General features: G+C 69.7%; 10 protein-coding genes and 1 pseudogene. 7 read left to right on the top strand and 4 right to left on the bottom strand.

Features of this window, described 5'->3' with window-relative positions; all coding sequences use genetic code 11:
- Nucleotides 1-171: 171 nt before the first annotated feature.
- The 6 genes from hypF to AC08OO_RS08595 all read left to right on the top strand — a co-directional run bounded on the left by hypF (nt 172) and on the right by AC08OO_RS08595 (nt 6710).
- Nucleotides 172-2619: a carbamoyltransferase HypF gene (gene hypF, locus AC08OO_RS08620; protein ID WP_476609532.1), complete on the top strand. Its 2448-nt coding sequence runs from the start codon at nt 172-174 to the stop codon at nt 2617-2619.
- A gap of 7 nt (nt 2620-2626) precedes the next feature.
- A complete protein-coding gene (locus tag AC08OO_RS08615; protein ID WP_476609533.1) occupies nt 2627-2929 on the top strand; it encodes a HypC/HybG/HupF family hydrogenase formation chaperone in 303 nt (100 codons plus the stop codon).
- A complete protein-coding gene (gene hypD, locus AC08OO_RS08610; RefSeq protein WP_476609534.1) occupies nt 2926-4098 on the top strand; it encodes a hydrogenase formation protein HypD in 1173 nt (390 codons plus the stop codon). Before AC08OO_RS08615 ends, hypD begins: the two co-directional genes overlap by 4 nt.
- Nucleotides 4088-5167: a hydrogenase expression/formation protein HypE gene (gene hypE, locus AC08OO_RS08605; protein WP_476609535.1), complete on the top strand. Its 1080-nt coding sequence runs from the start codon at nt 4088-4090 to the stop codon at nt 5165-5167. Before hypD ends, hypE begins: the two co-directional genes overlap by 11 nt.
- Nucleotides 5168-5772: 605 nt before the next feature.
- Nucleotides 5773-6198 carry a cold-shock protein gene (locus AC08OO_RS08600; RefSeq protein WP_476609536.1) on the top strand — a complete coding sequence of 142 codons (426 nt, stop codon included), beginning with the start codon at nt 5773-5775 and terminating at the stop codon, nt 6196-6198.
- Between the two features lie 215 nt (nt 6199-6413).
- Nucleotides 6414-6710 (top strand): recombinase family protein, encoded by a 297-nt coding sequence (locus AC08OO_RS08595; protein WP_476609537.1) that lies wholly within the window; start codon nt 6414-6416, stop codon nt 6708-6710.
- A gap of 71 nt (nt 6711-6781) precedes the next feature.
- Here AC08OO_RS08595 and AC08OO_RS08590 read toward each other — a convergent pair whose 3' ends face one another.
- On the bottom strand, nt 6782-7612 hold the full coding sequence (locus AC08OO_RS08590; protein WP_476609538.1) for a PhzF family phenazine biosynthesis protein: 831 nt from the start codon (nt 7610-7612) through the stop codon (nt 6782-6784).
- Nucleotides 7613-7761: 149 nt separating this feature from the next.
- On the opposite strand from AC08OO_RS08590, the gene AC08OO_RS08585 reads away from it, so the two are divergent.
- Entirely contained in the window at nt 7762-8298 is a 537-nt protein-coding gene (locus tag AC08OO_RS08585; RefSeq protein WP_476609539.1) for a DUF1003 domain-containing protein, read from the top strand.
- A gap of 90 nt (nt 8299-8388) precedes the next feature.
- Here the strand turns inward: AC08OO_RS08585 and AC08OO_RS08580 are convergent, their stop codons facing one another.
- The 3 genes and pseudogenes from AC08OO_RS08580 to AC08OO_RS08570 form a co-directional block, all read right to left on the bottom strand.
- Nucleotides 8389-9591 (bottom strand): cytochrome P450, encoded by a 1203-nt coding sequence (locus AC08OO_RS08580; protein WP_476609540.1) that lies wholly within the window; start codon nt 9589-9591, stop codon nt 8389-8391.
- Nucleotides 9592-10289: 698 nt separating this feature from the next.
- Nucleotides 10290-11184 (bottom strand): annotated as a pseudogene (locus AC08OO_RS08575) (RNA-guided endonuclease TnpB family protein); the annotation flags it as partial.
- A gap of 622 nt (nt 11185-11806) precedes the next feature.
- A partial coding sequence (locus AC08OO_RS08570; RefSeq protein ID WP_476618396.1) for a MurR/RpiR family transcriptional regulator occupies nt 11807-12677 on the bottom strand: 871 nt, incomplete at its 5' end.

Genomic DNA, 12677 nt, shown 5'->3' with positions numbered 1-12677 from the left:
GGCGGCGCACCACCCGAAGCCCGCGGACACGCGTGGGAAAACGGTACCGAGGAGGTGGAGCATGAGTAGTCGCAAGCTGGTGCTGGCGACAGTCGGCGTGGCCGGTGCCGTCGGCCTGTTCTGGAGGGAGTATCCGGCCCTCGTCCGATACATCAGGATCGAGAAGATGTGATGGCGGACGGCACGGCGGGCCGCATGACCCGGCCGGTGTTCTCGGTGGGCGGGGCCGGTGAACCGAGCCGGGAGGCCGGCCCAGGCGGCCGGGCCCGGCGACGGTTCGTCGTCCAGGGGCTGGTCCAGGGGGTCGGCTTCCGGCCGTTCGTCCACGCCGCCGCGACGGAGCTGGCTCTGACCGGTTGGGTGCGCAACGACACCCGCGGCGTGGTCGCGGAGGTCGAGGGAACCCCCGGCGCGGTCGAGGACTTCGCCCGCCGGCTTCGCTGCGACGTGCCGCCGCTGGCCATGGTCGAGCGGGTCGTGACCACGGAACTTCCGCCCTGCGGCGGATCCGGCTTCGCGATCGTCCGATCCCGGCCGGCCGCGGGTGGGCGTACGGCGGCGGCCCCCGACGTGGCGACATGCCCGGATTGCCTGCGGGAACTGGCCGATCCCGCGGACCGGCGTTACCGGCATCCGTTTATCACGTGCACCAACTGCGGACCCAGGTTCACGATCATCACCGACCTTCCCTACGACCGGCCGGCAACGACGATGGCCCGGTTCGCCATGTGCCCCGTGTGTGAGCGGGAGTACTCCGATCCGGCCGACCGACGTTTCCATGCCCAGCCGATCGCCTGCCCGGCGTGCGGACCGCGCCTGGAGTTCGTGTCGCTGTTGGGCGCGCCGCGGACCGGCGAGAACGCGCTCGCCGCGGCGCGGCGGCTGCTCGCCGACGGCGGCGTCCTGGCGGTGAAGGGGGTGGGCGGCTACCACCTCGCCTGCGTCGCCACCGACCCGACGGCGGTGACGACCCTGCGACGCCGCAAACGGCGCGGCGGCAAGCCGTTCGCCGTCATGGTCCACGACCTGGCTGCGGCCCGGGCCCTGGCGCATGTCGACGAGCGGGAGGCGGCCCTGCTCACCGACCCCGCTCGGCCCATCGTGCTGGTGCGCCGCCGTCGCGACGGCCGTCCCGCGCTCGCCGACTCCGTTGCCCCGGACAACCCCGATCTCGGTCTGCTGCTGCCCTACACGCCGGTGCACCATCTGCTGCTCGGCCTGCCAGGCGAGCCCGTGCCCGTCCATCGAACCGTCGGCGCCGCCGGATGGCCGCCGTTGGTGATGACCTCCGGGAACCTCGGCGGCGAGCCGATCGCGGCCGACGACGCCGACGCCCTGCGCCGGCTCGCCCCGCTTGTCGATGGCTGGCTGCGCCACGACCGTCCGATCCGGGTGCCCTGCGACGACTCCGTTGTCCGGGTGGTCGATGGTGCCCCGTCGCCGGTACGCCGCTCGCGTGGCTACGCGCCGCTGCCGGTGCCGCTGCCGTTCGAGGTGCCCCCGACGCTGGCCGTCGGGGCCGACCTCAAAAACACCTGCGGCCTGGGCGCGGGCCGGTCGGCCTGGCTCAGCGGGCACATCGGGGACATGGACGACCTGGCCTCCCTGCGCGCCTTCGACGCCGCCGAGCGGCACCTCGAGCACCTGACCGGCGTCACCCCCCGCCAGCTCGTCACCGACGCGCATCCGGGCTATCGGTCGCGCCAGTGGGCTGTGCGGCACGCCGCCGGCCGACCGATACGGACCGTGCAGCACCACCATGCCCATGTGGCCGCGCTGATGGCCGAGCACGGCCTCGACGGCACCCGGCCGGTGGTGGGATTCGCCTTTGACGGGACCGGCTACGGCCCCGACCGGGCCGTGTGGGGCGGCGAGGTGCTGATCGCCGACTACCGCGGGTTCCGGCGCTTCGCCCATTTGGGCTATGTGCCGCTTGCCGGTGGGGACGCCGCGGTTCGGCGGCCCTGCCGGATGGCGCTCGCCCATCTGCACGCCGCCGGAGTCCGTTGGGATCCCACCCTGCCGCCGGTCGTCGCCTGCCCGCAGCCGGAGCGGCGGGTGCTGACCCACCAGCTGGCCAGCGGGCTGGGCTGCGTGCCGACCTCCAGCATGGGGCGGCTCTTCGACGCGGTCAGCTCGCTGCTCGGCATCCGTCACGAGGTCGACTTCGAGGCGCAGGCGGCGATCGAGCTGGAGGCCCGGGCGCGCGCCGCGGCCGGCGGCGGCGCGGACGACCGCGAACGCCACGCGTTCGCCCTGCGCGGGCAGGGGCTGGGCAGGCCGCTGATTATCGACCCGGCGCCGGTCATCCGGGCGATGGTGAGGGATCTGTCGGCCGGGCTCGCCGTGGACATCGCCGCGGTCCGTTTCCACACAGCCGTCGTGGCGATGATCGTGGACCTCGCCCGGCGGGCACGCGGCGAGGTGGGCCTTGACCTGGTCGGACTCACCGGCGGGGTCTTCCAGAACACCGTTCTGACGACGGCTGCATCCAGGGCACTGCATGCGGGGGGCTTCACGGTGCTGCGGCATGCGCGGGTACCTCCGAATGACGGGGGGATCGCTCTCGGTCAACTACTCGTCGCCGCAGCGCGGGAGAAGACGCGGGAAAAGGGGTGAGGAACAGGTGTGTCTCGCGGTTCCAGGACGGGTGGTGAGGATCGAGGAACGCCACGGGGCCCGGATGGCCGAGGTCGATTTCGGGGGTGTGCGCAAGGACGTCTGCCTGCAGTACCTGCCCGAGGTCATGGTCGGCGAGTACGTGATCGTGCATGTGGGGTTCGCGATCCAACGGCTGGACGAACGCTCGGCGTTGGAGTCGCTGGCCACCTTCGCGCGGATGGGACTCCTGACCGAGGAGCTGGGTGACGGTGCGGCCGGTGTGAGTGCCACGGCCCGCGGGGCCGGCGAGGAGGGGGTGACGCGGTGAGGTATCTGGAGGAGTTCCGGGATCCGGAGCTGGCCGGTCGGCTGCTGGAACAGATCCACGCGACGACGACTCGCCCATGGTCGATCATGGAGGTCTGCGGTGGGCAGACTCACTCGCTCATCCGGCACGGTATCGATCAGCTTCTGCCCGAGGGCATCGAGATGATCCACGGCCCCGGCTGCCCGGTGTGCGTGACCCCGCTTGAGATCATCGACAGGGCGCTGGAGATCGCCGCACGGCCGGGCGTCATCTTCTGCTCCTTCGGCGACATGCTGCGGGTGCCGGGGAGCGACCGGGACCTCTTCCGGGTGAAGAGCGCGGGCGCCGACGTCCGGGTGGTCTACTCCCCGCTGGACGCCCTGACGATCGCCCAGCGCAACCCCGATCGGGAGGTTGTGTTCTTCGGGATCGGATTCGAGACCACCGCGCCGGCCAACGCGATGACGGTCTTCCAGGCGAAACGGCTCGGCTTGGGCAACTTCTCCCTGCTGGTGTCGCACGTGCTGGTACCGCCGGCGATTGCCGCGATCATGGAGTCGCCGAGCTGCCGCGTCCAGGGGTTCCTGGCCGCTGGTCACGTCTGCAGCGTGATGGGCACCGGCGAGTACCCGGCCCTGGCACGGCGTTACGGCGTGCCGATCGTGGTCACCGGCTTCGAACCACTCGACCTCCTCGATGGCATCCGCCGCACCGTGGTGCAGCTGGAGGCCGGCCGACACGAGGTGGAGAACGCCTATCCCCGAGCGGTTCCGGCAGCCGGCAACCCGGCCGCCATCGCGATGCTGCGGGATGTTTTCGAGGTGGCCGACCGGGCCTGGCGGGGCATCGGTGTCATCCCGGGCAGCGGCTGGCGCCTGTCGCCGGCCTACCGCGACTTCGACGCGGAGCTGCGGTTCGCCGTCGCGGACGTCCACACGGCCGAGTCGTCGGCGTGCCGATCGGGCGAGGTGCTCCAAGGCCTGATCAAGCCGCATGAGTGCGCGCCCTTCGGACGGCAGTGCACTCCGCGGACCCCGCTCGGCGCGACCATGGTGTCCTCCGAAGGGGCCTGTGCTGCCTACTACCTCTACCGCCGGATGAGCAGCTCCCCGGCGATTGCGCAGCCCCTGCCGGAGGTGGGACGTGCGCTGGAGGTGGGACGTGCGCTGGAGGTGGGACATGGTGGATGAGGCCGCGACGGCGGTGGATCCGGCCGCGTGGACCTGTCCGGCGCCGTTGGTGGAGTGCCCCACGATCGTGATGGGGCATGGCGGCGGGGGGGCGATGTCGGCCGAACTCGTCGAGCATCTCTTCCGGCCGGCCTTCGCAGCCGCCGGCGCGGGCGGTCCGGAGGACCTGGGGGATGCGGCCGTGGTCACCGTCGACGGCGCACGGGTGTCGTTCACCACCGACTCCTACGTCGTTCGACCGTTGTTCTTCCCCGGCGGCTCGATCGGTGATCTTGCGGTCAACGGAACCGTCAACGACCTGGCGATGTCCGGCGCCGAACCCCGCTACCTCTCGACCGCGTTCATCCTGGAAGAGGGCACCGAGCTGACCGATCTCGGCCGGGTGGCGGATGCGCTCGGAGCGGCGGCCCGTGCCGCGGGCGTCCGGCTGGTCACCGGCGACACCAAGGTCGTCGATGCCGGTCACGGTGATGGGGTCTACGTCAACACAGCGGGGATCGGCCTGGTTCCCGACGGCGTTGACATCCGGCCCGCTCGGGCCCGGCCGGGCGACGCCGTCCTGATCAGCGGCGAGATCGGGCTGCACGGGATCGCCGTGCTCAGCTGCCGGGAGGGCCTGGAATTTGCCACGGAGGTCCGCAGTGACACCGCACCGTTGCACGGACTGGTCGGCGCCATGTTGCGCACCGGCGCGGACGTGCACGCCCTGCGGGACCCGACGCGCGGAGGACTGGCCGCGACACTCAACGAGATCGCGCGGACCGCGCGGGTGGGAATCGTCATCACCGAACGGCATGTTCCCGTTCCCGAGCCGGTCCTCGACGCCTGCAGCATTCTCGGGCTGGACCCCTTCTACATCGCCAACGAGGGCAAGCTCGTGGCGATGGTCGCGCCGCGGGACGCCGATCGGGTGCTTGAGGCGATGCGCGCGCGCCCACTCGGCCGAAACGCGGCTGTGATAGGTACGGTGACCGCGGAACACCCGGGAATGGTGGTCGCGAGGACCGGTCTCGGTGCGAGCCGCGTGGTGGACCTCCCGGTCGGTGAGCAACTTCCCCGAATCTGCTGAATCTCTGAGCTGTTTTCGAGTCCAGGGTGGACCCGTGCATTCCGGTCCGCGCCTCCGTCGCCGAATTCGACAAGATCCCCGGGCAGGTGGAATGGTGAGGTGCATGCCCGTCGGCCTCTCGGTGGCGGGCCGGGGCTCAGGGAGTGACCGGCTGGCGCGCCGCGGGCGTCCGGCGGAATGCGGAGAGGACGTCCTCCGGACGCTCGGAGACAGGCGTCGGCGGCTCGGGATGGCGACGATCATGGTCGGGTGGCCGGGAACGGTCTGTACGTGAACATGGTTGTAAGCGTAGACCTCTCGCCCGGCGATGTCGAACACGCGTTCGTTTCTGTGGTCGCGGCTCCGTCTTGGGGGTGTGGTCGTAATCGTGAAAGGATGACCCGTCGTTCCGCGTTGAACGTTGGTCTCAACCGAGGTAGCGTAGGCGGGTATTGGCGCGGTTGTTTCCGTCGAGGGCGAGAGTGGAGGCATCAGGCTTGCGGTCGGTTGGGGCTGTGGTGGTATGCTTCACTCTTAAGTCGTCCGCCCAACCGCCACGTGGCGGTTGGGCGGACGAAGTGGCGGTGGATAATCGTATGGTCTTTCGGGTGTTGTTGAGGTGAGTCGTGAGTACAGGTAAGGTTCTTCGCTTCGACCATGTTCGGGGTTACGGTTTCATAGCTCCCAGTGACGGTGGAGACGATATTTTCCTACATGCCAACGATCTTCTTGTTGAGAAGAATCTCGTCATCCCTGGGGCCGTCATGGAGTTCGAGATCGAGGAGGGCGAGCGTGGGCTGAAGGCCAGTGCGGCCCGCATCCTCAGGTCCGCGCCCGCGGCTTCGGCTCTGGCCGCTCCGGCGCCGACGAGGGGAACCGTCCACGCGGACGATTCCGACGCTCTCTGCGACGTCCTGCCGGTCGGGGAGTTCACCCAGGAAATCACCGAACTGTTGCTCCGGATCGACCCGACCCTGACGGGGACGCAGATAGTCCGGATCAGAAGCGAGCTGATGGGCGTGGCCGAGAAGTACGGTTGGATCGAGAGCTGACGCGTATCCGGGCGTCTTTCCCACGTCCGGCTCTCCCTTCCCCGGACGTGGGAGGGCCTCGGAGGCCTCGGGGCGGGAGGATAAGGATCCCCCCGGGGCGGTCCAGCGGAGTCGGGCAGGTGCCGTCGTTCAGCGTCCCGCGCGGCGGCGGTTCTTCCTGCCGAGGTGTCAACTGCCGCGTATCAGCGCTTAATAATGTACTTTGGCAGGCTATAGTGGGCCATGCCCTGCTACGCGGCCCGCAGGTAGCCACGATCGTTGTCGAGTATCGCGGCCGGTTCGGCGTCGAGTATGTCGACGCCGACCTTGCCGCGTCCGGCCGCCGGCTGCTGGTCGTCGACCCCGCCGGGGTGGATGACGATCTGGTCGGGGACGTGACCGAGATCCCGACGTCGCTGTGCTTCCGGCTGTATGGTCGGGAGGCCGCCGCGGACCGGGGTCCGGCGCGCGGTCGCAGCCGCCGTCGAGGAAAGCCCGTGAGGGTCCTCCAGGCGTATCGGGTTCGCTCTTGACCCGGAACGACGCCCAGCTCGCCGACCTGCGCCGGTATGCCAGCGCAGGTCGGTTCGTTTACAAACGGAACCTACAGCTCGACGAAGCCGGACACGCAGGTGATCGTGTCGCCGCCGATCCAGACCGTGCCGTCCGCATCAGCGGAGATGTGCACCCGTCCGGTCCGGTGGAGCAGTGTTCCCTGGCTCACCGTGTAGGGTGCGCTCGCTCGCCCGGTCCGGAGCAGCCATTGGGCGACGGACGCGTTGAGGCTTCCGGTTACCGGATCCTCCCTCGTCGTGCCGTTCACGGGGAAGAAGGCCCGAACTTCGAACGTCTCGGTCGACTCGGGCGGATACGGGCCGAGCACGCCGAGATGCAGGTCGACGATGCCCGGTCGCAACGCGAGGACCGCCTCGGCGCTGTCGAGTAGAACAGCAATCCATCCCGGCCCGTTATCCGCCCACTCGGCGGCCACGATGTCATCGCGGGCGATGCCCAGCGCCGTGCCGATGCGCTGGACAAGGGCCTCCTTAACCGGCCCCGAGCGTCGCAGCGGGGGTGCGGCGAACGCGAGTCCGTCCGCGGTCCGCCGGACGGGAACGAGCCCGGCACCACACTCCTGAACGACCACATCGCCCCGTTCGGCCGGAGGCCGGGTGGTCAGCCAGGCGTGGCAGGTACCCAGCGTGGGATGCCCTGCGAAGGCCAGCTCGGCACCGGGTGTGAAGATCCGGACCCGGTAGTCGGCGTCCGATGAGGTGGGCGGCAGGATGAAGGTGGTCTCCGAGAGGTTCGTCCACCGGGCGAACCGCTGCATCTCCTCCGGGTCGAGTCCCGATCCGTCGAGCACGACGGCTACCGGATTGCCCTGATACGGGGATCTTGAGAAGACATCGATCTGTTGGAAGGGACGCGGCATCGGCCCAGTGTCCCGCGGGCCGCCGGCTGACCGCGCGGATGCGGGTGAGGAATTCCTGGATTCCGATCGCCAGGCGGCTGGAGGCGATGGAGCGTCACCAGGAGCGGGCCGGCGCGGGAACGCATCCGGGTGCATATCAGCATGAAGGCATGAGTTCCTCCGCCGACACCCATGGCCGACCCCGTCACGCCGAAGCGGGTGGCCGCCGGCATCCGCGTATTTCCAACGAGCGGATCGCCTTCGCCCGGATGCGCACCTCGCAGGACCGCGGGGCGGATCTGATCACCTCCTTCGCGGGATCGCTGCCCTTCGTCTACCTGCATACGGTCTGGTTCGGCGGCTGGATCCTGTTGAACGAGGGCGTGTTCGGCGAGGGCGCCGTCTTCGACCGCTACCCGTTCGGCCTCCTGACGATGATCGTCAGCTTGGAGGCGATCTTCCTATCGACGTTCGTGATGGTCAGCCAGAACCGTGAGGCCGCCCGGCAGAACCTCCGTGCCGAACTCGACTTCGAGACCAACCTGCGATCCGAGGTGTGGTCGGTCCACATCGGGCGGGCGCTCGGGCTTGACCCCGACGAGGTGGAACGGGACGTCCAGGAGCTCGTCGCGCACGCCCGCGCGGAGATCCGTAACGGCCAGGCCCAGCCGATGGGTCCGGGAGTGATGGATCCGGGAGTGTCGTGACGCCTCAGGTGCATCGTCGGCGACGACGCGAATCCGGTGCCTGCTGCCCGGCGCCGGGCGCGTGGGGCCGGGTCAACCGAGCGTGACGATTCAGTCGAGCGTGACGACGAGGCCGCGCAGCTCGTAGGCCGCGATCTCGTCCCGGAGGGTGACCTGGGGTGGGCTGGCCATGTGCAGGCCGTCGAGCATGAACAGCTTGTGCAGGAAGATGTCGGTTTCGTGGATGGCGACGTGTGCGCCGGGGCATTTGTGGGGGCCGTCGCCGAAGCTCAGCCCCGCCGGACTCACGCCGTCGCCGATCGGGCGGGCGGGGCGGACTGTGTACGGGTCGGCGCCGATGGCCTGCGTGTCGATGTTGGTGCTGCTCACCGCGATGTCGATCTGGGCGCCGGCTGGGATCGTTAGCGGGCCGTGCGGGCCCGGTAGCTGGATGTCGGCCGTCGTGCGCCGTTTGAGCGTGGAGATGACCGGTTCCAAGCGCAGGAACTCGTGCAGGATCGCGATCCGTTCGGTCTGGTCAGCGTCGTGGTAACGGGCGCGCAGTGCGTCGTCGGTGAACAGGTGCCAGGCTGCGACGTTGATGAACTCCCGGGTGGTGATCATTCCTGCGGGTGCGAAGGTGACGCACTCGGCGAAGATTTCGGCATTGGTGCAGCCTTGGTCGATCATGTGTGAGATGAGGTCATCCGTGCGTCGCCGACGGCGGGCGCGTACCGCGGGGCGCACGTCGGCGAGGTAGAAGGCGATGGCGTGGCGGTTCTGCCGGATGAACTGCCTGATGCCGCGGATGCTGGTGACATTCGGCGGTCCGAGGTCTCCCTGGGCGAACCGTTCCAGGCGGGCGGCCATGCCGGGGCGGCTGTTGGTGAGGCCGATCACCGCGGCGGCGACCTCGACGGCGAGGGCGAAGCTGAGCTCGGACAGGTCGACGCTCCGCTCGCGGCACAACCGGTCGATCTGCTCGTCGGCGACGCGGTGCATCAGCTCGCGGTAGTGTTCGTCGACCCTGCGTAGAGTGAAGAATCGTGCGGTCAGCCGGCGGCGTTCCCGGTGCTCGGGGCCGTCGCTGTGCAGCACCGGCCGACGGATCCGCTTGGGAATCGCCTTAGATGCGTCGATACCGAGGCCGGCCTGCTTGGTTTCCAAGCTGCGCAGCACCGCCTGCCCGGCGGCGTACCCGCTGATCCGCCATACGCCGTCGGCGCCCTGTACGATCGGGCATCCGCCGTTCGGGTCTTCGCGGTCGATCTTGCGTGCCGACGTCCCGACGTCGGTCACCACGGGATCCGCCATGGATTCTCCTTCCCGGGGCACTCCGGAAACCGGCCGGGGCGCGGCTTCAGGGCCGTCATGACTGACCGGTGCGGCGATGGAGTGCTGCTGATGCCTATCGAATCGTTGGTGGATGCGAGGGAAAGCCGCCGCCGCCCCTGCGGCTGGCTTGTTCGGGTAACGGCTCGATGCGGAGTCGGGTGGCATCGGAGGAAGCCGTCGGCCGGACGCCTGAAACCTCTTGCAACCGCTTGTGAGCCGGCAATGGTGCCCCCCGCGCGGGGAATCCGTGACGGTCCCGGCCATGACGGCCCGCCGGGTTCGGCGGCATTCCTCAACGGTTCTGGCCGCTTTTCACGCTCCGCTTTTCACGCTCCGCGTCCGGGTCCGGGTCCCGTCCGACTTTACCGGAAGGATTGGGAGGGCCGGCTCATTCGTGCCCTCATTCGTGCCCTCCGGGGCGCAGCAGCGGGCCGTGATCTGACTACCCAATTGTGTCGGTTGGTGGGCGGGGCGTTCACGCCGAGCGTGGTCACGTCGCTTTTTCGGAAGCTCGCCGTCATGGTCTACGGCAGGCCCGGCAAGGCGATCGCGACGGGAATCACGTGTCGCGCCCTTCCGTGCCGCGTGAAGGATTTCACGCCGACCGGGACGCCCTCCGTGTCCCTCCGTGTCCCTCCGTACTTCCCGCCGGATGCCACCTCGGTGGTGCGGGTGACGCTCTTCCCGGCCATGGCCGTGCCGGGTTCCCGCTTCACAGCCACCCGCCCACCACGGTGGGTCTTACGGTCGGCTCCACGGGCGTTTACCGTCTCCGACGTACTGGCGGCGACGAGGTGACGCAGGTTGACCGCGGCGTTGGTGTCGCGGTCGGCCACCAGCCCGCAGGACGGGCAGGTGAAGATGTGGTCCGGCAGGGTCAGGTTTGGGTTTCGCCCGCCACAGCCGGAACAGGTCTTGCTCGAGGGGTACCAGCGGTCCGCGACCACCAGGGTCGATCCGTACCAGAGGGTTTTGTAGGCGAGCCGGCGGCGGACCTCGGCCATGCCGGTATCGGACACGGCGCGGGCGAGCCGCCGGTTACGGACCATCCCGGCCACGGGCAGGTCTTCCACCACGATCGTGTCGTGGGACGTCGCGAGCCGGGTGGTGAGCTTGTGCGGCCCGTCGCGGCGCTGGGCCGCGACGCGGGCGTGGATACGGCCGAGACGGGCGGCGCGTCTACGGCGACCGGCGCTGCCGGGCGTGGAGCGGGCGGTAGGCCCGCGACGCGCGGCGCAGCTTCCGCAGCGACCGGGCCAGCGGCTTCGGGTTCGCCACGGTCTCACCGGTCGACAGGACGGCGAGGTGGCGCACCCCGAGGTCGACACCGACTGGCCCGGCGGCACGCTGCCGCCGTGACGGGCTGGTGGGAACCTCCCGCTCGACCTCGACGGTGAACGATACGAACCAGTGGCCGGCCGTGCGCGACACCGTGGCGCCCAGGAGACGGGCCCGACCATCCGCCAGCCGCCCGGTCAGCGCGCCCATCGGCTCGCGGACCTTCACCCGGCCGATCCGGGGCAGCTTCACATGCCGGTCGTCGGCCGGCACGCTGGTTGTTGTTCGGGTCGAGCGCGAACCGGTACGCCTGCAACGCCTTCACACCGGGTCGTCCTTCGTCCACCTGAACACGGTGCCCGTCGAGCTGGCCCGAACGGAGAAGTAGCACGTGATCAACCTGCCGAGGCCGGTCCTGAATGAAGGCTCCGCGTAAGTCTCCTCGTAAGTGTCCTACCAGGGGAAGGCCAACCGGCGGGGTGCCTTGTCGAGGACGCTGGGTGCCCGGTCGAGGACAACACGGCCGGCGAACGTGGTGACCGCCAACACTCACGAGCGTTCACGAGGTCAGGTCCCAGCTTCGCCGGCCGAAGGCCAGTCGAAGGATCGTGGTCACCGCAGGAGCGGGTGCGGTGGGAGGCCGGCGCACGGTTTACACGGTCTGCGTAGTTCGTGCGGTCAGCGCGGGGTGGGAGGACCGCCGCTACCCCCGCCGGCCTGCCGTGGCCGTCTCGCTGGCCGCCTCGCTGGCCGCCTCGCTGGCCGTCTCGACCGTGTATAACCAGCCAACCGCTGGACCGTTTTCCGGTCAACGAGAACGATCAGATCACCGCCGTACCGGACCGGGAGATGGCCACCCTCGCCATGGCCACCCTCGCCATCACCCTCCGCGGGTTCACCTCCGTGATCTCGGGCGTCAGATCCGGTGTTCGGTGAGTACCTCGGCGGTGAGTTCCTGGGCTTTCTGGGCGCGGTCGGGTTGCGCGAGGTGGACGGCCACGAACAGGGCGTCGAGGACCGTCGCGTGGATGATGCGGCTGCTCATGGCCTCGACTCGATAGTTTGTTTCGCTGCTGCCGGCGACGAGGGCTACGTCGGCCAGCCTCGTCAGGGGGGATCGGAAGAAGCTGGTGAGGGCTATGGTAGTGGCCCCTGCCGCGCGCGCCGCGGCGGCGCCGGCCAGGGTTTCGCGGGTCTGCCCGGTGTGGCTGATGGCCAGGCAGGCGGAGGCGGGAGGCAGCAGGCGCGCGGCCACGTGTTGGACGTGGGCGTCGGCGGGAGCTTCGGCGAGCAGGCCGAGAGTGCGGAAGCGGTAGGCGGCGTCCTGGGCGAGTGGGGCGGACGTCCCCGCGCCGATGAGCAGGACCCGGTCAGCGCATTGCAGGGCGTCGACCGCGCGGGTGAATGCCGCGCGGTCGACGGTGCGGGTGGTCTCGGACAGGGCCGACTCGGTGCTGTGGAGGATCTTTTCCAGGATGGTGGCAGGGGAGTCGGCGTGGGTGACGGCCTCGTGGAGGCCGCGTTCGGGAGGAATCGCTTCGCCGGCGAGACGAATCTTGAGGTCGGCGAAGCCCTTGAGGCCGAGATCCTGACAGAACCGGACCACGGTCGCGACGGAGGTGCCGGTCCGGTCGGCGAGATCGGTGACGGTGAGGTGAACGATCTCCCTCGGGTCATCGAGGATCAGCTGGCCGATCTTGCGACCGCTGGGAGTGAGGGTCGGCAGGCAGGCGCGTAGGTGCGCGATGGTGCCGCCCGGCCCGGGGGTGGGTTGGGCGGCACCATCG

This window comes from Frankia sp. CeCAU1, from assembly GCF_977971845.1.
Note: the sequence above shows the minus strand (reverse complement) of the source record. Positions and strands in the feature narration are given on the sequence as shown.